This is a genomic window from Sulfitobacter sp. NFXS29, from assembly GCF_040148765.1.
In the GTDB taxonomy this organism is placed as follows: domain Bacteria; phylum Pseudomonadota; class Alphaproteobacteria; order Rhodobacterales; family Rhodobacteraceae; genus Sulfitobacter.
Genome location: NZ_JAGDED010000006.1, coordinates 180,328 through 200,707 on the forward strand (window position 1 = coordinate 180,328; position 20,380 = coordinate 200,707).

Genomic DNA, 20,380 nt, shown 5'->3' on the forward strand with positions numbered 1-20,380 from the left:
GGTGCGGCGGGCCAGCCTGCGCGCAGGGGTTTCGCCCTGGGCCCGATCTGCTACATCCAACCCACACCAGCCAGCCCGGAGCTTTTGCATGTCAGACCGTTTTCGCCTCACCCTCGGGCAATTGAACCCGACCGTCGGCGACCTGCCGGGGAACGCGGCACTGGCGCGCGCGGCATGGCAGGCCGGGCGCGACGCGGGCGCGCAATTGGTCGCCCTGCCCGAACTGTTCCTGACCGGGCATGATGCGAAAGCGCTGCTGCTCAACCCGGCCTTTCAACGCGATGTCGTGACCCATCTTGAGGCGCTCGCCGCCCATTGCGCCGATGGCCCCGCCTTGGCGCTTGGCGCGCCTTGGGTCGAGGGGGCGAAACTTCATAACGCTTATCTCATCCTACAGGGTGGCAAGGTCGCCCAACCGGTGCTTCAACACGGCCCCGCGCGGCACTCTCACTTTGACGCAGGCCCGATCAGTGGCCCCTATGCGGTTGAGGGGCTGCGCATCGGCTCCCCCATCGGGGCGGATGGCTGGACTGGCGATGTGGCCGAGACGCAGGCCGAAACGGGGGCCGAATTCCTTTTGATCCCAAATGCGGCACCCCACCTGCGCGGCGCGATGGACCGGCGGCTGAATCATATGGTCGCGCGGGTGATCGAGACGGAGTTGCCGCTGATCTACCTCAATATGGTCGGAGGGCAGGATGAGGCGGTTTATGACGGCTCCTCTTTCGCGCTGAACCCCGGCGGCCAGCTTGCGCTTCAACTGCCCGCCTTTGACAGGGCCATCACTCATGTCGATCTGGAACGGGCCCCGGAGGGGTGGCAGATCGTGGTCGGAGACCTTGCATCACAGCCAAGCGCGCTGGAGCGGGATTACCGTACTTTGGTTGTCGGCCTGCGCGATTATGTCGCCAAAGCCGGAGCCTCCAAAGTGCTGATCGAACAGACCGAAGGGCGTGATGCCGCGCTGGCCGCGACGATCGCGGGCGATGCTTTGGGGCCCGAGAATGTCCGCCAGATCGCGGTCCCGGTGGGGGGTGATCTACAGTCCACACTGCACGCCCGCCTCGCAGGGCTCGGCGCGACGGTCAATGCAGATGGCCTCGCCCTCGCCCTGCGCGGCCTGATGCTCCGCGCTTTGGCGGAGGACGCAGGAGAGTTGCTGCTCACGGCACAGAACAAATCTGCAGCCGCCATGGGACAGAGCACAGTACCAAGCGATTTCAACCCGATCAAAGACCTGTACCAGACCGAAGTGCTTGCCCTGTGCCAATGGCGCAACGCCACCCACCGCGCGTGGATGCGAGGCCCGGCCTCTGCCGCACTTCCGCAGCGGGGACACTCTCAAGAGGAAGGCGCAGTGGACGACATCCTGCGCATCTTGGAGGGCAAGAACGGCAGTGTGGGGGACTGCGTAGCGGGGGGCTTTGACCAGCGGACCGCCCAAGAGGTCGCGGCGCGTCTTCTCAGCAACCAGCCGCAGAAAAATCGCTCCGCTCCCGGCCCGCGCGTCACGGCATTGCGGCCGGAGCACCCCTACCCCGCCCACTGGCGCGACGGCTGATAACGCCTAGATCACACCATAGGTTTCCCACCTTCCCCAGAGCGCCAGAGGCAGGCGATTTCCCGCCACCTTCCAGCAGCTTACCGCCCAATTTGTAAGCGATGAGAGCCCAAAAACCGGGCGCGCCGCAAGTCATAGGGAACGAACCCTTCCCGCCACAGTTGTCCAAACACCACCAACAACGGCGCCGGATTTCCCGCAGGGCACTCCCGCCGAACAGAAAGGGTTAAGAGATGAATATCGTTAAACTTGGAATGGTATCTGCCATCGCTTTGGGTGCCGCTGCACCTGTCTATGCACAGTCTGCCGAAGCCTATGCCGCAACCGATCTCAACATCCGTTCGGGCCCCGGCCCGCAGTACGACATCGTCGGTGTCATCCCCGGTGGCGAAGCCACTATGGTCGAAGGCTGCCTTGACGGCCAATCTTGGTGCCGGGTCAATTTCGGCGACACAATGGGCTGGTCCTCTTCTGATTACCTTGCCGTTGACGTCGAAGAGCAGGCCGTGGCCCTGACCACCCGCCCCGCGACCGTTGAAGTGGGCACCGTGACCTATGAAGACCCCGATGGCACCGCCGAGAATGAGACCGAAGGCGCTGCTGCCGGTGCAACCCTTGGCGCGCTGACGGCCTATGCCGTTGGTGGCCCGATTGGTGGCATCATTGCCGGTGGCATCGCAGGTGGTGCGGCAGGTTCCGCCGCTGCTGAGCCCGAAGAGTCCACCATCACCTACGTCCGCGAGAACCCGGTTGATACCGTGTACCTCGACGGTGAAGTGGTTGTCGGTGCGGGCATCCCCACGACCGTGACCACTTATGAGGTGCCGGAAACCACATACCGCTATGTCAACATCAACGGCGCGACCGTGATCGTTGACAACGAGACGAACCTGATCGTCGACGTCGTGCGCTAAGCTGCCATAGACTTGAAAAAAGAGGGCTCGGAGAGTAATCTCCGGGCCTTTTCTTTGTCCGAAAACTAGGGCTAGCATGGGGCAGCAACCGCAGGGAGCCAACATGATCGCCGTTATTTTCGAAGTCTTCCCCCACCCCGACCGCCGCGAGGAATACCTCGATGTTGCGGCCAAGATGCGGCCCCTGCTAGATGAGGTGGATGGCTTCATCTCTGTCGAACGGTTCCAAAGCCTCACCAACCCCGAAAAGCTGCTTTCACTCTCTTTCTTTCGCGATGAAGAGGCGGTGCAGAACTGGCGCAAGCTGACCGCGCACCGCGGCGCGCAGGCAGCAGGGCGTGAGGGGATCTTTACCGATTACCACCTGCGCATCGCCCATGTGATCCGCGACTATGGTATGTTCGACCGCGCCGAGGCGCCACAGGACAGTCAGGAAATCCATCCGCCACGGCCCAGTCCCGAAGGCTGAAGGCTGACCGGGACTAGACCGTTTCCCCCGCCTCCAAACGCCGCAACCAGTTGCCCGCATCGCGCAAGACCGCCTCACGGCGGTCGGCATCCATGCGGTCCCACGTGGCATACATGTTTCTCATGCGCGCATTGCCCTGAAACCGTTCTCGGTGCCGGTCAAGAAAGTGCCAGTAAAGCAGGTTGAACGGGCAGGCTTTCTGTCCCGCCTTCGCAGTGACGCTGTAGCTACATCCTTTGCAGTAGTCCGACATGCGATTGATGTAAGCCCCGGAAGAGACATAGGGTTTCGAGGCGATGACCCCGCCATCGGCGAATTGGCTCATGCCGACGGTGTTGGGCGCTTCGACCCATTCATAGGCGTCGGCGTAGACCTCTAGATACCATTCATGCACCTGATGCGGATCAATCCCGGCCAGCAGGGCGAAATTGCCCGTCACCATCAACCGCTGAATGTGATGCGCATAGGCGTATTTCTGCGTTTGCCCGATGGCTTGGCGCAGGCAATTCATCTGCGTGTCGGCACCCCAGAAAAAGGCAGGCAAGTCGCGGTCGTGTCGCAGCACGTTGCGCGCCACATACTCCGGCCCCTCAAGAAAATAGATGCCCCGCACATATTCGCGCCAACCGAGGATTTGGCGGATGAACCCTTCGGCGGCGTTGATCGGCACGTCCCCCTGCTGCCACGCCTTTTCGGCGGCCCGGCAGACCTCCATCGGATCGAGCAACCCAAGGTTCAGATAGGGAGAGATCAGCGCGTGAAAGAGATAGGGCTGCCCTTCCAGCATCGCGTCCTGATAATCGCCAAATCGCGGCAGGGCGTGGGTGATGAAATGCGCCAAGACCTGCAGGGCCTCCGCACGCGTGGTGGCAAAGTCAAAGGGGAGCAGATCACCGAAGTTGTCCCCATAACGCGTCTCCACGAGGGCCAGCACCGCTTGGGTCTCAGCATCAGGCGCAAAGCTGAGCGGCTGGGGGATGTTCAGCCCCTCCTTAGGGGGTTTGCGGTTGTCGTGGTCGAAATTCCATTTGCCCCCTGCGGGATCGTCGCCCTCCATCAGCAGGCCGGTCTCGCGGCGCATCTCGCGGTAGAAATACTCCATCCGCAGCGCCTTGCGCCCCTCGGCCCAATCTTCGAACCGTTTGCGGCTGGCGATAAAGCGGTCATCCGGCAAGAGATGCGTCGGAAACGGCGCATCGGTCAGCGTGTTAAGCAGCCGCCACTCCCCCGGCTCTGTCACGATCACCTCGCCCGCGCCGGTCTCCTCCGCCCGGCGGAGCAGTTCGCCGACGAGAGAGCCTGCGTTTTCGGGATCGTCCAGCCGAGTATAGCGCAAGCTCCAGCCGTCATCCTCCAACAGGCGGGCAAATTTGCGCATCGCGGCAAAGACCAGTGCGATTTTCTTGGGGTGGTGACGGACATATTCCGCCTCTTGCGCGACTTCGGCCATGACCACCACATCGCGCGCCTTGTCGGCCTCGCGCAGCGATGACAGGTTTAGGGAGAGTTGATCGCCCAGAACCAAGATCAAACGGCTCACCACGGCACCGCCTTTCCGGCCCAGTCGAAGAACCCGCCACTATTGTCCGGGGTCAGCCCGTCGATCACCCGCAGCAGATTGTCCGCAGCCTCCCCCGGCGGCACCGCCGGATGGCGGCCCAGATATTTTTCGGTAAAGGGTGTTTCCACGGTGCCGGGATGCAGCGCCACGCAGATGCTTTGCGGATGGCTGCGGCTGAGCTCAATCGCGGCGGTGTGCACGATCTGGTTCACCGCTGCCTTGGCGCTGCGGTAGCTGATCCAGCCGCCCAAACGGTTATCCCCGATAGAGCCCACCCGTGCCGAAAGGACGGCGAACACCGACCGCCTGTCGCACGGCAGGAGCCGCGCCGCGTGACGCAGGATCAGCGCAGGGCCAATGGCGTTCACGGCGAACTGGTCCATCATCGCCTTCTGCGTGATCGCGCGGAGCGATTTTTCCGGGGCCGCCCCATTGATCTCCAAAGCGCCGGTGGCGACGATCACCGCGTCAAAGGGGCCGCTCAGCCCCTTTAGCGTCGCATTGACCGAAGCCTCATCCGTTACGTCAAACCCATCCGCCGCGCGCGACAGCGTGGTCACTTCCGTATCCCGCGCCCGCAGAGCCTCGGTCAGCGCCGCGCCAATCCCGCCGCTGGCACCGATCACAAGCACCCGCGCGCTCACGCTGCCGCCTCTCGTGGTATCGCTTGTCGCCGCATCCGCATCTCCCTTGCTCATAGGCAGATAGGCGGCGCTGACGCGGGGGCAAACAAAAGCCGCAACACCCCCTTTCCATTTGAAAACGGGTGCGTATAACTATCCGCATGACACAGGCCGTCCATATCCCGACCCTGCCGCGCCGCTGCGCGGGCCTGCTGCGCGCCAACTTGCTGCACCTAATTCGCCTCTGAGCGTGCCCTTCGGCGCGCCCGCTCAGAGGGATGTGTCGCGCGCCAAGGATACCAGCAAAGAAAGAACCCAGGATGACAGATATGACGAAACAGGACCGTGTGCTGATTTTTGACACAACCTTGCGGGATGGCGAACAATCCCCCGGGGCGACGATGACCCATGCTGAGAAGTTGGAGATCGCGCAGCTTTTGGATGAGATGGGCGTCGACATCATCGAAGCAGGCTTCCCCATCGCTTCGGAAGGCGACTTTAACGCGGTGAGCGAGATTGCGCGCCAATCGCAAAACGCCGTGATCTGCGGCCTTGCCCGCGCCCAATTGGGCGACATCGACCGCTGCTGGGAGGCCGTGAAACATGCCCGTCAGCCGCGCATCCACACCTTCATCGGCACCTCGCCCCTGCACCGCGCTATTCCGAACCTGACCCAAGACGAGATGGCCGACCGCATCCATGAAACCGTGACCCATGCGCGCGATCTGTGTGACAATGTGCAATGGTCGCCAATGGATGCCACGCGGACGGAACTTGATTACCTCTACCGCGTTGTCGAGATCGCCATCAAAGCCGGGGCCACCACGATCAACATCCCCGACACCGTGGGCTATACCGCCCCGCGCGAAAGCGCCGATCTGATCGTCAAACTGCTCGAAAACGTGCCCGGCGCGGATGAGATCATCTTTGCCACGCACTGCCATAACGATCTGGGCATGGCGACGGCCAACAGCCTTGCCGCGGTTGAAGCAGGCGCGCGGCAGGTGGAATGCACCATCAACGGTTTGGGCGAACGCGCGGGCAACACGGCCCTCGAAGAGGTCGTCATGGCGCTGAAGGTGCGCAATGACATCATGCCTTACGAGACGCGCATCGACAGCACCAAGATCATGAACATCTCGCGCCGAGTTGCGGCGGTCTCGGGCTTTGCGGTGCAGTTCAACAAGGCGATTGTGGGCAAGAACGCCTTTGCCCATGAGAGCGGCATTCACCAAGACGGCATGCTCAAGAATGCCGAAACGTTTGAGATCATGCGCCCGGAGGATGTGGGTCTGACCGAGACCAATATCGTGATGGGCAAACACTCTGGCCGCGCGGCGCTGCGGTCTAAGCTGGAAGACCTCGGGTTTGAGCTGGGCGACAACCAGCTGAAGGATATCTTTGTGCGGTTCAAGGAATTGGCCGATCGTAAAAAGGAAATCTACGAGGACGATCTGATCGCGCTGATGCGCACCGCGACCGACCCCGAGGAAGACCGCATTCGGCTCAAGTCCCTTAAAGTGGTTTGCGGCACCGATGGCCCGCAGACTGCTGACATGGTACTTGAAGTGGACGGTGCTGAGCAGTCCACCAATCAAACGGGCGATGGCCCCGTTGATGCTGCGTTCAACTGCATCAAGGCGCTGGTGCCGCATACCGCGCGCTTGCAGCTGTATCAGGTGCATGCCGTGACCGAAGGCACCGACGCACAAGCAACGGTTTCCGTGCGGATGGAGGAAGAGGGCCGGATCGTGACGGGGCAATCTGCCGATACCGATACCGTGGTGGCGAGTGTGCGGGCCTATATCCACGCGCTGAACCGCCTGTTGGTGCGGCGCGAGAAGGGCGGCACGGACAAGCGTGAGATAAACTACAAAGATGTGAGCTGAACGGCGGGGCGGGGGTAAGACCCCGCCCCTTGTTACATGTGCAGTATGGAAGTAGGGCATCGCCTGCCCGCGGGGTGGCGAACCAAACCTTAGTTCATACCACTTTATTGATCAGCCATGGCGTACCCTCAAAGTGGCATACCCAGCGTCAAAAAATCGCCTCCCCGTCCGGGCGGGCAGGCGATGCCCGGCGCCTGCGGCTTGATTCCGGGCCCGGGTGGCACACTCACCCTCAATAAGGGTTCTTCGCCCCGCGATCCGCACTCAGCGACGCCTGCCCCCGCTCCACAATCATCACCACCGCATCCGCCAGATGCTGCCGCTGGATATGATCGTCCCCCGCCGCAACCCGCAGCTTATGCGCCTCCAGCATCACCTCAGCATGGCTCGACCCACGCGGCGGGATGAAGGTGTAGCAGGCCAGTTCAATCAACTGCCCCAGCGGATCCTTGAAATAGATCGAATGCATAAAGCCCCGGTCTTTCACCCCCGAATGCCCGATGCCCCGCGCCTCTAAACGCTCGGGGATTTGGTCAAACATCGCGCGGTCCACCTCGAACGCCAAATGATGCACGCAGCCGGGGTCCATCGGCGTGCGGTTGTGCACCCTCTTGCGGGTCTCATTGGTAAAGATCGTGATCAGCCGCCCGTCGCCGGGATCAAAATAGAGATGCCCCTCATCCGGGTCATCCAAATTGGGCTGGTCAAAGATGAAAGGCATCCCCAAAACCCCTTCCCAGAAGTCGATCGAGCTTTGCCGATCCGCCCCGGTTAGGGTGATGTGATGCACCCCAAGTGTCTGTATCTTTTGCATGGTATCGCTGACCTCCGCCCTAAATATACCGCTCTATGATAGCGCGGCGGCAATATCGCGCCACCTTTGCGGTCTTGCCCCTTTCGCCCTGACCCCGTGCGCCCTATAAGAGCCAGTAGCCCGCGCGTGGTCCCATGCAGGCGGGCCTGTCCGAATATTTGCAAGGCTCCGCTACTGTTATGTCCATCCTCGATCAATTCCGCGGCCTGTTCTCCTCCGATATGGCGATCGACCTCGGCACCGCGAATACGCTGGTTTACGTCAAGGGTAAGGGCATCGTTCTCAGCGAACCTTCGGTTGTCGCCTATCATGTTAAGGATGGCGTCAAGAAGGTGCTCGCCGTGGGCGAAGACGCCAAGCTGATGCTGGGCCGGACGCCCGGCAGCATTGAGGCGATCCGCCCGATGCGTGAAGGAGTCATTGCCGATTTCGACACCGCCGAGGAGATGATCAAGCACTTCATCCGCAAGGTGCACAAGCGCTCGACCTTCTCCAAGCCTAAGATCATTGTCTGCGTGCCGCATGGGGCGACCCCGGTTGAGAAACGCGCGATCCGCCAGTCAGTGCTGAGCGCTGGTGCGCGCCGTGCAGGGCTGATCGCCGAACCAATTGCCGCGGCCATCGGTGCGGGCATGCCGATCACCGATCCGACGGGCAACATGGTCGTCGACATCGGCGGCGGCACGACCGAAGTTGCGGTGCTGTCTCTGGGCGACATCGTCTATGCGCGCTCTGTTCGCGTCGGCGGCGACCGCATGGACGAAGGCATCATCAGCTACCTGCGCCGTCAGCAAAACCTGCTGATCGGTGAAACCACAGCTGAGCGGGTCAAAACCTCCATCGGTACGGCGCGGATGCCCGACGACGGGCGCGGCACCTCGATGCAGATCCGGGGCCGTGACCTGCTGAATGGTGTGCCGAAAGAAATCGAAGTGACCCAAGCGCAGATCGCCGAGGCACTGGCCGAACCGGTGCAGCAGATTTGCGAGGCGGTGATGACCGCGCTTGAAACAACCCCGCCCGACCTTGCCGCCGACATCGTCGACCGTGGCGTGATGCTGACCGGCGGCGGCGCGCTGCTGGGTGATCTTGATCTGGCGCTGCGTGAACAGACCGGCCTTGCGATCTCGGTCGCGGATGAGCCGCTCAACTGTGTGGCCCTCGGCACCGGCAAGGCGCTGGAATACGAGAAACAACTGCGCCACGCGATCGACTACGACAGTTAACACTGGCAAGTTAGCCAGACCCGGCACGCGGCGACACCGCCCCGCCTGACCGGGTGGGAGTTTCGGCACAGATGCCCAAAGACCGTTCCAGTTCCAGCGATTTCACCGGCCCTCTGCGCCGGTTGCTGCTGGCTGTGCTGGTGTTGGCACTGGTCGGAATTTTCCTGCTCTGGCGCATCGACAGCCCCCGCGTTGAACGCTTTCGCGCGCAGGTAACCGATCGTTTCGTCCCGAACCTCGATTGGGCCATGGCCCCGGTGACTGGCACCATCAATCTGCTGCGCGATTTCCAAAGCTACCAACGTCTGAGCGAACAGAACCGCGAGCTGCGCTCGGAACTGCGGCAGATGCAGGCGTGGAAAGAAGCCGCCCTTCAGCTAGAGCAAGAGAACGCCCGCCTGCTGGATCTGAACAACGTCCGGCTCGATCCGCGCCTCACATTCATCACCGGCACGGTGCTGGCCGACAGCGGCTCGCCCTACCGCCAATCGGTGCTGCTGAACGTCGGCGCGCGCGATGGGCTGGTCGAAGGCTGGGCCACGATGGACGGTATCGGCCTTGTGGGCCGCATCGCCGGTGTGGGCAAAAACACCGCGCGTGTGATCCTGCTCACCGACGCTTCCAGCCGCATTCCGGCGACGATCCAGCCTTCGGGCCAGCGGGCCATCGTGGCGGGCGACAACAGCGCCGCGCCCCCCTTGGACTTCATCGAGAACCGTGAATTGGTCCGCCCCGGTGACCGGGTGATCAGCTCGGGCGATGGTGGCGTGTTCCCGGCGGGCATCCTGATCGGTCAGGTCGCCGCTGATCCGGGCGGGCGTCTTCGCGTTAGGCTGGCGGCGGATTACGAGCGGTTGGAGTTCCTGCGCGTGCTGCGTCACCATGGCAATGAAACCGTGCCGGACACCGCCCATGTCATCACCTCCGATGGCCCCTTGGCCGACCCGGCGGCGCCGGTCGGGGTGCAGCCATGACCGATCTGTCGCGCAGCCGCCTCTGGGTCATGCGCCTGAGCTTTGTTGCGCTGGCGCTGGTGATCTTGTTCTTCCACCTCCTCCCGCTTGAAACGACCCCGCGGGCTTGGGCCGGGCCGGACCTGCTGCTGGGCTTTGCCTGCGCTTGGGGTCTCCGGCGGCCTGAATATGTGCCCGCGCTTTTTCTGGCCTTGATCTTTTTGCTGACGGATCTGTTGCTACAACGCCCGCCCGGCCTTTGGGCGGTGCTGGCCTTGCTCGGGGTCGAGAACCTGAAATCGCGGGGGCGGCATTTGCGAGATGCAAGCTTTGCCGCCGAATGGCTGACCGTGGCGGTGATCCTGACCATGGTGATCTTTGCCAACCGCATTTTGCTGAGCCTTGCACTGGTGCCCACGCCCGCCATGACGCTGAACCTCACGGAATTGGCACTGACGATGCTCGCTTATCCCCTGATCGTGGCGGTGACCCATGGTATCATGGGCGTGCGCAAGACCGCGCCGGGCGATCTGGACGCGCTTGGCAAACGGGTGTGATCGGGGAGCGATGAGATGAGACGTAGCCGCGCCGACAATGATGCAAACCACACACGCCTGACCCGGCGCGCTGCCCTTTTGGGCGGTGCGCAACTGCTGTTCATGGGCGGGCTGGCGGCGCGGATGCGCTACCTACAGGTTGATCAAGCCGACCAATTTCGCCTGCTCGCCGAAGAGAACCGCATCAACATCCGCCTGATCCCGCCCTCCCGCGGTGAGATTTTCGACCGCAACGGCGTACAGCTTGCCGATAACGTGCCCTCCTACCGGATCGTCATAGTGCGCGAAGACGCGGGCGACGTGGCGGCGGTGATGGAACGTTTGGCCCAAGTTATCGAAATTGACGACGAAACCCGCGAACGCGCCATGACCGAGATGGCCCGCTCCGCGCCTTTCCTGCCCGTCACCATCGTCGATGACGTCAGTTGGGAGGTCGTGAGCAAGGTCAGTGTCAACGCCCCAGCGCTGCCCGGCGTCACCCCCGAAGTGGGCCTGACCCGCGTCTACCCCCGCGGCGCGGATTTTGCGCATGTGGTGGGACGCGTGGGCCGGGTGAGCCAAGCCGATCTCGACGCGCTGGAAAACCCCGATCAGGTGCTGCGCATCCCGCGCTTTCAAATCGGCAAGATCAACGTCGAAGCCCGCGCCGAGAACCTGCTGCGCGGCGCGGCGGGCACCAAACATGTAGAGGTGAATGCCACAGGCCGCGTGATGCGCGAGTTGGAGCGGCGCGAAGGTCAGGCCGGGGCGGATCTGCAATTGACCGTGGACGCCAATCTGCAACGCTATGTGCAGGCCCGTCTGGGCGAAGAAAGCGCCGCCGTGGTCATCATCGACTGCGAGAATGGCGATCTGGCCGCACTCGCCTCATCGCCCAGCTATGACCCGAACCTCTTTATCGGCGGCATCTCTTCGGCGGACTATAACCCGCTGCTAAATTCCAAATACCGCCCGCTGGTGAACAAACCCGTGCAGGGCACCTACCCGCCCGGCTCGACCTTCAAGATGATCGTGGCACTTGCCGCCATCGAAGAGGGCATCGTCGCCCCCGATGAGACAGTCTATTGCCCCGGCCATCTGGAGGTCGCGGGGCGGCGGTTCCACTGTTGGAAACGCGCAGGCCATGGCTGGGTCGACCTTCAAGATTCGCTCAAGCAATCCTGCGACGTTTACTACTACGATCTCGCCGTGAAGGTGGGCATCGAAAAGATCACCGCCATGGCGAACCGCTTTGGCCTTGGGATCAAACATGATCTGGCGCTGTCTTCGGTCGCGGGCGGGCTTGCGCCGACCAAACAGTGGAAACGCTCAGCCCGGGGCGAGGATTGGGTCGTGGGCGACACGGTCAACGCCTCCATTGGGCAGGGCTTCACCCTGTCCTCCCCACTGCAGCTGGCGGTGATGAGCGCGCGGATCGCCACCGGACGCGCAGTGACGCCACGGCTGATCAAATCCATCGACGGGGTGGAACAACCCAGCGGCGCGGGCGAGCCGATGGGCCTGAACGAAAACAACCTGCGCCAATTGCGCAAAGCGATGTACGACGTGGTCAACGACCGCCGCGGCACCGGCTATCGCAGCCGCATCATCGACGACACCATGCGCATGGCAGGCAAGACCGGCACCAGTCAGGTCCGTAACATCACCGCTGCCGAGCGCGCCCGTGGTGTGACCAGCAACGCCGACCTGCCGTGGGAGCGCCGCGACCACGCGCTGTTCGTGTGCTTCGCGCCCTACGACAAACCCAAATACGCGGCCTGCGTGCTGGTGGAACACGGGGGGGGCGGGTCAACCGCCGCCGCCCCGATTGCGCGCGACGTGATGTTACAGGCCATGGCCGGGGGCGAGCCGCCGCTCGAAGCCTACCCCAAGTCCGACCGGGGCCGCATCGCCACCCAGCAAGAAGAGCTGCGCGACACCGCACCGGAAACCTCGGCCAGCGTAGCGGGAGACGATCAGGCATGAGCTATCTTGAGCATACGGTCAAATCCGTCCCCACGGGGCTGCGCAAGATTCTTTTCATGAATTGGCCGCTGGCGATCCTGTTGACCAGTGTTGCGGGCGTGGGGTTCTTGATGCTCTATTCGGTCGCGGGCGGGTCATTCTCCCCTTGGGCCGAACCGCAGATGAAGCGTTTTGGCATGGGCATTGCGATCATGTTCACCGTGGCGATGGTGCCGATCTGGCTCTGGCGCAACCTGTCGGGCGTGGCCTATGGGGCGACCTTGGTGCTACTGGTCGCGGTCGAACTCTTTGGCTCTGTCGGCATGGGCGCGCAGCGTTGGATCGACATCGGCTTCATGCGGCTGCAACCGTCGGAGTTGATGAAGATCACGCTGGTGCTGTTTCTGGCCGCCTATTACGACTGGCTGCCGGTCAAAAAGGTGTCGCGTCCCTTTTGGGTCCTGCTGCCGATCCTGATCATCGTGGTCCCCACCGCTTTGGTCCTGAAACAGCCCGACTTGGGCACCTCGATCCTGCTTTTGACCGCCGGGGGCGGGCTGATGTTCCTTGCAGGTGTGCATTGGGCCTATTTCGCCGCCGTCATCACCGCCGCCATCGGGCTGGTCACCGCCGTCTTCCAATCGCGCGGCACCCCGTGGCAACTGCTCAAAGATTACCAATACCGCCGCATCGACACCTTTCTCGACCCCAGCCAAGACCCGCTTGGCGCGGGCTACCACATCACCCAATCCAAGATCGCGCTCGGCTCGGGCGGCTGGTCTGGGCGTGGCTATATGCAAGGCACCCAGTCGCGGCTGAACTTCCTGCCCGAGAAACACACCGACTTTATCTTTACCACGCTGGCCGAAGAGTTCGGCTTCGTCGGCGGCGTCTCACTGCTGGGGCTTTATGCGCTGATCATTCTGTTCTGCGTGGCCTCGGCGGTGAAGAACAAAGACCGGTTCTCAAGCCTTCTGACACTGGGCATCGCGCTCAACTTCTTTCTCTTTTTCGCCGTTAACATGTCGATGGTCATGGGGCTGGCCCCTGTGGTCGGCGTGCCGCTGCCGATGGTGAGCTATGGCGGCTCGGCCATGCTGGTGCTGCTGCTGGCCTTTGGGCTGGTGCAATCGGCGCATGTTCATAGACCGAGGTAATTCATGACGATCAATATTCTCTTCGCCGCCAAAGCCGAACGCTGGAATGGCTACGAAAAACCGTTGAACGACGCGCTGCGCAAGGCCCTGCCGGGGCGGGATTTCACACTTGCCACCGACCTGCCGCCCGAGGATGTCGATTATATCGTCTATGCCCCGAACAGCGACTTGCAGGATTTCACCCCCTACACCCGCGCCAAAGCGGTGCTGAACCTCTGGGCCGGGGTGGAGGCGATCACCGGCAATGAGACCTTGAATATCCCGCTGACACGGATGGTCGATTTCGGCCTGACCCACGGCATGGTCGAATGGGTCGCGGGCCATGTGCTGCGCCATCATCTGGGGATGGATGCGGACATTCTGCGCAAGGACGCCAAATGGGAGCCGCGCACCCCGCCACTGGCACGCGAACGGGGCGTGGCGGTGCTGGGCATCGGTGCGCTCGGCCAAGCGGTGGCCGCGGCGTTGGTGGGTCTTGGCTTCGACGTGACCGGCTGGTCGCGCAGCGAAAAGCAGATTGAGGGCGTGCGCTGCCTGCATGGCGACGACGGCCTGACAGAAACGCTGAAACGGGCCGAGATCGCCGTGCTGCTGATGCCCGACACCCCCGCCACGCGAGACGTGCTGAACGCCGAAACGCTGGCGCAGATGCCCAAAGGCGCGTTTATCATCAACCCCGGTCGTGGCCCGCTGATCGATGATGACGCCCTGCTTGCCGCGCTCGACAGCGGGCAGATTGCCCACGCCACGCTGGATGTCTTCCGCGTGGAACCGCTGCCCGAGGATCACCCCTATTGGGCGCATCCGCGCGTCACCGTGACCCCGCATCTCGCGGCGGCCACGCGCAATGAGACGGCCTCGGAAGTCATCGCCGAGAACATCCGCCGCAGCGAGGCCGGAGAGCCTCTGCTACATCTGGTAGACCGCGACCGGGGGTACTAACCCCCCGGCCGCGTCAAGGCTCAGGCCGCCAGCCCGCGCCCTTTGAGCAGCGCCTCGACCCCCGGCAGACGCCCCCGGAACGCGGTATAAAGCTCTGCCGGATCGCGGCTGCCGCCGGTCGACAGGATGTGGGTCTCCAACGCCTCGGCGCGCTCCGCATTAAAGGCGCCGCCCGCTTCTTCAAAGGCGGCGAAGGCGTCGGCGTCCATCACCTCGGACCACATGTAGCTGTAATAGGCGCTGGAATATCCGTCGCCCGAGAAGACATGCGCGAATTGCGGCGTGGCGTGGCGCATCCGGATCGCCTGAGGCATGCCGATGCTGCTGAGCACCTCGGCCTGTTTCACCATCGGATCGGCGGGCGGGGCACCGTCGTGGAACTCCAGATCGACGAGGGCCGATGCGATATATTCCACCGTCTGGAACCCCATGTCGAAGGTCGACGCCGCCAGCACCTTGTCCAGCATCTCACGCGGCATCGGCTGGCCCGTCCGGGCGTGGGTGGCAAATTTCTGCAAGACCTCGGGCTGGTCCAGCCAATGCTCATAAAGCTGGCTGGGCAATTCCACAAAGTCCCGCGCCACCGACGTGCCGCTGACGCTTTCATAGGTCACGTCCGACAGCATCTGGTGCAGCGCATGGCCGAACTCGTGAAACAGCGTGCGCGCGTCGTCATAGGACAGCAGCGCCGGGTCGCCCTTGGCGAAATTGCAGACGTTGATCACCACGGGTGCCTGCGCGCGGGGGAACTTCGCTTGGCTCCGCATCGCCGAACACCATGCGCCCGAACGCTTCGAGCCGCGCGCGAAGTAATCGCCGATGAAGACCGCCACATGCTTGCCGTTCCGCGTCACCTCCCACGCCCGGCAGTCGGGGTGGTAGAGCGGCACGTCGAGCGGCGCGAAGGCCAGCTCGAACAACCGGTTGGCACAGTCAAACGCCGCGTCGATCATCCGGTCGAGCTGAAAATAGGGCTTCAGCGCTGCCTCATCGAGGTCATGCTCTGCCGCGCGGCGTTTTTCGGCGTAGTAGCGCCAGTCCCATGGCTCCAGCGCCCCATTCACACCATCCTCGCGCATCAGCGCGGTCAGCACCTCGGCATCGGCGTCGGCCTGCGCCTTGGCCGGTTTCCAAACCGACATCAGCAAGTCGCGCACGGCATCCGGCGTCTTGGCCATTTCGGTTTCCAACTTGTAGGCGGCGAAATTTTCATAGCCCAGAAGTTCCGCCCGCTCCTTGCGCAGGGCCAGCGTTTCGGCAGCGATGTCGCGGTTGTCGGTTTCCCCGCCATTCGCACCGCGTGCTTCCCACGCACGAAACGCCTGTTCGCGCAGGTCGCGACGGTCTGAGAATTGCAGGAAGGGTGTGATCAGCGACCGCGACAGCGTGACCACCGGGCCATCCGCGCCCTTCTCCTTGCCCGCCGCGCGGGCGGCGTCGACCGCGAAATCCGGCAGGCCGGTCAGATCGCCCTCCGACAGTGGCATGAACCAGTCCCGCTCATCGGCCAGCAGGTTCTGCGTGAACTGCGTGCCCAGCACCGCCAGCCGCGCCTTGATTTCTTTCATCCGCTCGGCGGCGGCCCCGGTCAAGGCCGCGCCAGAGCGGACGAAGCCGCGATGTGTCAGCATCAGCACGCGGGCCTGCTCCTCGGTCAGATCGAGCGTGTCGCGGGCCTCCCAGATGGCAGCGATGCGGGCAAAGAGCTTGGCGTTGCCCGAGATCGCCGATTGATGCGCGGCGAGCTTGGGCGAGAAATCGCGCTGCAACGCCTCGCGCGCGCCGTTGCTGTCGGCCCCCGCGACGGTGAAGAACACGCTCAGCACCTTGTCGAGCGCGTCGCCGGATGCTTCGAGCGCCTCGATCGTATTGGCAAAGCTAGGCGCCTCGGGGTTCTCGGCGATGGCGTCGATCTCGGCCCGGTGGGCGGTCAATGCCTCCTCAAGCGCGGGGGCGAAATCATCGTCTAAAATGCGGTCAAAGGGGGCGATGCCGAAGGGGGTGTTCCAGTCAGCGAGCAGCGGATTTGTCATGTAAATCTCCTTTGCGCTCCAGATGGGGCGCGGGGAGGAGACTTGCAATCACCCGCCGCAGGTTTCGCAGCCCACCCGCCGCTTAAGCCCGATCTTGCGGGTCTCACCGTAAAGCCCGTCGTAGATCATCATCTCGCCGCGCAGCACGCTGCCCGCGCCGGTGATCAGCTTCACCGCCTCAAGCGCCATCATCGTGCCGATCACGCCGGGCAGCGGCCCGATCACCCCGGCCTCGGCACAGGAAGGTGCCAGACCCGCGGCAGGCGCTTGCGGAAAGATACAGCGATAGCAGGGCGCACCGCGCGCGGGATCAAAGATGCTGAGCTGCCCCTCCCACTGGCTGAGCGCGCCTGAAATCAGCGGCTTACCAGCCGCGACACAGGCGGCATTTACCCGGTAACGGGTGTCGAAATTATCGGTCCCGTCGAGCACGAGGTCATAGTCGGCCACCAGTTCGGCGGCGATCTCGTCGCTGAGGAGACGGTGGTAGGGGCGCACGGTGATATGGGGGTTTTGCGCCAGCATCTCGGCTTGAGCCGAGAATACCTTGGGCGTGCCGATGGCCGCGTCTTTGTGGATTACCTGCCGTTGCAGGTTCGCGTTCTCGACCGTGTCGTCGTCGATCACCCCGATGGTGCCGACGCCCGCCGCTGCGAGATACTGCAGCGCGGGCGCGCCGAGGCCACCCGCCCCCACGACAAGCACCTTGGCGTTTTTCAACGCCTTTTGCCCGGCCCCGCCGACCTCGCGTAGCACGATATGGCGGGCATAGCGGTTGAGTTCACTGTCCGAAAAACGGCCCGAGGTCTGGGGCGCCGTCGGTTCGCGCGGTGTGGCGCGGGCGCGCAGGGTTGCCAGCCCCTGCCGGTAGAGCATCACCAGCGCAACGAAGCCGCCCAGCAGCAGCCAAGGCGCGGCGCTGCCGCCGGTGGCCAACCGCAGCGGATGCGTGGCCGGGAAGACCAGATGCAGCCCTACCAAAGCCAGATACATAACCACGACCAGCCCCGCACGCAGCCCGCGCGGCAGGCCAAGAAACCCGCCGCCAAACCAAAGAGCGGCAGCGATGATCAAAACCGCCAGCATCAGTGCGCCCCCGTCGAGCCGAAACCGTCCGCGCCGCGCGGGGTTTCATCAAGGCTGTCGGCCAGATCGAACCCCGCCTGCACCACCGGGGCCACGACCATCTGCGCGATGCGCATGCCGTGTTCGACGGTAAACGCCTCCTGCCCCATATTGCCCATGATCACCCCCACGATGCCGCGATAATCGCTGTCGATGGTGCCGGGGCTGTTGATCAAGGTGATCCCATGTTTCAGCGCAAGACCCGAGCGCGGGCGGATCTGCACCTCGAATCCCTGCGGGATCGCCATATGCAATCCGGTCGAGATCAGCGCCCGCGCGCCGGGGGCCAGCGTGACCGGACCTTCGGGCAAGTTGGCCCGCAGGTCCGCGCCCGCCGCGCCTGCGCTTTCATAGGCAGGCAGTGGCAGGCTGCGGTCCGCGCCCTCGGCCCAGCAGAGTTTGATCGTTGTCATAGCGTCCCCTTAGGCAAGTGCTGCGGCAATGCGTTCGGCCAGACGGGCGGCCACCGCATCCTTGCCCATGCGCGGCCAGTCCTCTGCGCCCGCGTCGGTGATCAGCGTCACGGCATTCTCGCGGCCGCCCATGATGCCGGTGGCGGGGGAAACGTCGTTGGCGACGATCCAGTCACAGCCCTTGCGCGCGCGTTTCGCGGTGGCATGGGCCAGCACATCGTCGGTCTCTGCCGCGAAGCCCACGACGAGCGCGGGGCGGCCTTCGTTGCGCTGGCTGATGGTTTTCAGGATGTCGGGATTTTCCGCGAATGTGAGACTGGGCAGCCCGTCTTTGGATTTCTTCAACTTGCGGTCCCCTGCCCCCTGCACGTGCCAATCGGCCACCGCAGCGGCAAAGACGGCGGCATCGGCGGGCAGTGCGGCGTCTACCGCCTGCATCATCTCTTGCGCCGTTTGCACGGGCACCACCCTGACCCCCTCGGGCGGCGCGACCTCTGCCGGGCCGGTGACAAAGGTCACCTCTGCCCCCAAAGCGCGGAGGGCGCGCGCGATGGCCGTGCCCTGCGCGCCGGAAGAGCGGTTGGCGATGTAGCGCACCGGGTCGATCGGCTCATGAGTGGGGCCGGAGGTAACGAGGATGCGTTTGCCCTTGAGGGGTCCGTTGCCAAGCTGCGCCTCAACAGCGGCGATGATCTCAAGCGGTTCGGCCATCCGCCCCGGGCCGAATTCACCGCAGGCCATGTCACCGTCATTCGGGCCCACCATGGTGATGCCATCGCCGCGCAACGTGGCGATGTTGCGCTGTGTCGCGGGGTGCTGCCACATGCGCACATTCATCGCAGGCGCCAGCAATACCGGCGTGTCGGTGGCCAACAGCAGGGTCGAGGCCAGATCATTCGCCGCACCCTGCGCCATCTTGGCCATCAGATCAGCCGTGGCGGGGGCGACCACCAGCACGTCTGCCGCGCGGCTAAGTTGGATATGGCCCATCTCGGCCTCATCCCCCAGGTCGAAAAGATCGCGAAACACCTTCACCCCGGTTAGGGCAGAGACGGAAAGCGGGGTGACAAACTCTTCGCCTGCGCGGGTCAAAACCGGGGTCACCTTGGCCCCGCGTTCGCGCAGGCGGCGGATCAGATCGAGGGATTTATAGGCGGCGATGCCACCGCCGATAATCAGCAGAATATGTTTGCCCGACAGCATAAAGGCCCCCCGTTTGCGTTCGGGAGACCTTAATCCGGGGCGGCGAAATCTGCCAGCCCCGGCGGGCATCGCTGTAGGGGGTCAGACGAGAAAGGCGAAAACCTCACGCGATTGCAGTTCAAGCGACTTGCGCATTTTGCCAAAGGCCGCGGCCTCAAGCTGGCGCACCCGCTCTTTGCTGAGGCTCAGCTCATCACCGAGGCTTTCCAAGGTGCGCGCAGGGTCGCGCAATTTGCGCTCGCGCACGATGAACTGCTCCCGTTCGGACAGCCCCTGCATCGCCGTCAGCAGCCAGTTGCGCAATTGCGCGGTGTCGTGGCTTTCCTCGACACGTTCCGCAGCCTGCGCGCTTTCGTCAGCCAGCGCTTCGATCCACTCGCGGCCCTCGTCCTCAGCCGATTGAGTGGCGTTCAGCGAATAGTCAGAGCCCGACAGACGCCCTTCCATCATCTCGACATCATGCAACGGCACGCCGATCTCGGTCGAGATCATCTGGCGCAGCTGGTGTTTGTCCAGCGTCTCGCCCATTGCCGTGGCTTCGCGCTCTAGCCGGGCCTGCACGCGGCGCATGTTGAAAAACAGGGATTTCTGAGAGGAGGTCGAACCGGTCCGTACCATCGACCAGTTGCGCATCACATGATCTTGGATGCTCGCCTTGATCCACCAAACCGCATAGGTCGAGAACCGCACGCCCCGGTCGGGGTCGAATTTGTCGGCGGCTTTCATCAGGCCCAAACCGGCCTCTTGGATCAGATCGTTCATCGGCGCGCCGTAGCGCTTGAACTTGCCCGCCATTGAGATTGCCAAACGCATGTAGGCGGTGATCAAACGATGCAAGGCGGCCTCATCCCGCTGATCGCGCCACGCGTAGGCCAATTCCAACTCTGTCTCGGCGTCGAGCAATTCGGCCTTCATTGCGGTGCGGGTGAGTGAAAATTCGCGAGCGGTCTGCAATGACATTTGGTATCCCCCTTGAGAAATGCGTGGCGCACCTTG

General features: G+C 63.4%; 18 protein-coding genes. 10 read left to right on the top strand and 8 right to left on the bottom strand.

What is annotated here, in order from left to right; translation table 11 throughout:
• Nucleotides 1–88: 88 nt before the first annotated feature.
• The 3 genes from J3456_RS11655 to J3456_RS11665 all read left to right on the top strand — a co-directional run bounded on the left by J3456_RS11655 (nt 89) and on the right by J3456_RS11665 (nt 2,944).
• Entirely contained in the window at nt 89–1,561 is a 1,473-nt protein-coding gene (locus J3456_RS11655) for a nitrilase-related carbon-nitrogen hydrolase (protein ID WP_349580394.1), read from the top strand.
• Nucleotides 1,562–1,794: 233 nt separating this feature from the next.
• Nucleotides 1,795–2,475 (top strand): DUF1236 domain-containing protein, encoded by a 681-nt coding sequence (locus J3456_RS11660; protein WP_349580395.1) that lies wholly within the window; start codon nt 1,795–1,797, stop codon nt 2,473–2,475.
• Nucleotides 2,476–2,578: 103 nt separating this feature from the next.
• Nucleotides 2,579–2,944, top strand: a complete 366-nt coding sequence (locus J3456_RS11665) for an antibiotic biosynthesis monooxygenase family protein (RefSeq protein ID WP_349580396.1) — start codon at nt 2,579–2,581, stop codon at nt 2,942–2,944.
• A gap of 13 nt (nt 2,945–2,957) precedes the next feature.
• On the opposite strand, the gene J3456_RS11670 is transcribed toward J3456_RS11665, so the two are convergent.
• Together J3456_RS11670 and J3456_RS11675 are read right to left on the bottom strand one after the other, a co-directional pair.
• Nucleotides 2,958–4,484: a cryptochrome/photolyase family protein gene (locus J3456_RS11670; protein WP_349580397.1), complete on the bottom strand. Its 1,527-nt coding sequence runs from the start codon at nt 4,482–4,484 to the stop codon at nt 2,958–2,960.
• Nucleotides 4,481–5,149, bottom strand: coding sequence for an SDR family NAD(P)-dependent oxidoreductase (locus J3456_RS11675; RefSeq protein ID WP_349580398.1), 669 nt, complete (start codon nt 5,147–5,149; stop codon nt 4,481–4,483). Before J3456_RS11675 ends, J3456_RS11670 begins: the two co-directional genes overlap by 4 nt.
• Before the next feature lie 299 nt (nt 5,150–5,448).
• Here J3456_RS11675 and J3456_RS11680 point away from each other — a divergent pair, with 299 nt between their 5' ends.
• A complete protein-coding gene (locus tag J3456_RS11680; RefSeq protein WP_349580399.1) occupies nt 5,449–7,017 on the top strand; it encodes a 2-isopropylmalate synthase in 1,569 nt (522 codons plus the stop codon).
• A 232-nt stretch (nt 7,018–7,249) separates the two neighbouring features.
• Here the strand turns inward: J3456_RS11680 and J3456_RS11685 are convergent, their stop codons facing one another.
• Nucleotides 7,250–7,831, bottom strand: a complete 582-nt coding sequence (locus tag J3456_RS11685; protein ID WP_349580400.1) for a VOC family protein — start codon at nt 7,829–7,831, stop codon at nt 7,250–7,252.
• Nucleotides 7,832–8,010: 179 nt separating this feature from the next.
• On the opposite strand from J3456_RS11685, the gene J3456_RS11690 reads away from it, so the two are divergent.
• The 6 genes from J3456_RS11690 to J3456_RS11715 all read left to right on the top strand — a co-directional run bounded on the left by J3456_RS11690 (nt 8,011) and on the right by J3456_RS11715 (nt 14,610).
• Nucleotides 8,011–9,057 (top strand): rod shape-determining protein, encoded by a 1,047-nt coding sequence (locus J3456_RS11690; RefSeq protein ID WP_040700660.1) that lies wholly within the window; start codon nt 8,011–8,013, stop codon nt 9,055–9,057.
• A 71-nt stretch (nt 9,058–9,128) separates the two neighbouring features.
• On the top strand, nt 9,129–10,031 hold the full coding sequence (gene mreC / locus J3456_RS11695) for a rod shape-determining protein MreC (protein ID WP_120350151.1): 903 nt from the start codon (nt 9,129–9,131) through the stop codon (nt 10,029–10,031).
• Nucleotides 10,028–10,567: a rod shape-determining protein MreD gene (locus tag J3456_RS11700; RefSeq protein ID WP_259947465.1), complete on the top strand. Its 540-nt coding sequence runs from the start codon at nt 10,028–10,030 to the stop codon at nt 10,565–10,567. The genes mreC and J3456_RS11700 overlap by 4 nt, the downstream gene beginning before the upstream one ends.
• A 15-nt stretch (nt 10,568–10,582) precedes the next feature.
• Nucleotides 10,583–12,532: a penicillin-binding protein 2 gene (gene mrdA / locus J3456_RS11705; protein WP_349580401.1), complete on the top strand. Its 1,950-nt coding sequence runs from the start codon at nt 10,583–10,585 to the stop codon at nt 12,530–12,532.
• Complete coding sequence (gene rodA, locus J3456_RS11710; protein ID WP_067916467.1) at nt 12,529–13,668, top strand: rod shape-determining protein RodA; 1,140 nt, start codon at nt 12,529–12,531, stop codon at nt 13,666–13,668. The genes mrdA and rodA overlap by 4 nt, the downstream gene beginning before the upstream one ends.
• A gap of 3 nt (nt 13,669–13,671) precedes the next feature.
• Nucleotides 13,672–14,610 (top strand): 2-hydroxyacid dehydrogenase, encoded by a 939-nt coding sequence (locus tag J3456_RS11715; RefSeq protein ID WP_349580402.1) that lies wholly within the window; start codon nt 13,672–13,674, stop codon nt 14,608–14,610.
• A gap of 20 nt (nt 14,611–14,630) precedes the next feature.
• Here the strand turns inward: J3456_RS11715 and J3456_RS11720 are convergent, their stop codons facing one another.
• The 5 genes from J3456_RS11720 to J3456_RS11740 form a co-directional block, all read right to left on the bottom strand.
• The gene (locus tag J3456_RS11720; protein ID WP_349580403.1) at nt 14,631–16,643 is read right to left on the bottom strand and encodes a M3 family metallopeptidase; all 2,013 of its coding nucleotides are present in this window, start codon (nt 16,641–16,643) and stop codon (nt 14,631–14,633) included.
• A 48-nt stretch (nt 16,644–16,691) separates the two neighbouring features.
• On the bottom strand, nt 16,692–17,729 hold the full coding sequence (locus J3456_RS11725; RefSeq protein ID WP_349580404.1) for a HesA/MoeB/ThiF family protein: 1,038 nt from the start codon (nt 17,727–17,729) through the stop codon (nt 16,692–16,694).
• Complete coding sequence (dut, locus tag J3456_RS11730) at nt 17,729–18,181, bottom strand: dUTP diphosphatase (RefSeq protein ID WP_349580405.1); 453 nt, start codon at nt 18,179–18,181, stop codon at nt 17,729–17,731. Before dut ends, J3456_RS11725 begins: the two co-directional genes overlap by 1 nt.
• A 9-nt stretch (nt 18,182–18,190) precedes the next feature.
• The gene (coaBC, locus tag J3456_RS11735; protein ID WP_349580406.1) at nt 18,191–19,384 is read right to left on the bottom strand and encodes a bifunctional phosphopantothenoylcysteine decarboxylase/phosphopantothenate--cysteine ligase CoaBC; all 1,194 of its coding nucleotides are present in this window, start codon (nt 19,382–19,384) and stop codon (nt 18,191–18,193) included.
• 81 nt (nt 19,385–19,465) lie between these two features.
• Complete coding sequence (locus tag J3456_RS11740) at nt 19,466–20,344, bottom strand: RNA polymerase factor sigma-32 (protein ID WP_349580407.1); 879 nt, start codon at nt 20,342–20,344, stop codon at nt 19,466–19,468.
• Nucleotides 20,345–20,380 lie beyond the last annotated feature (36 nt).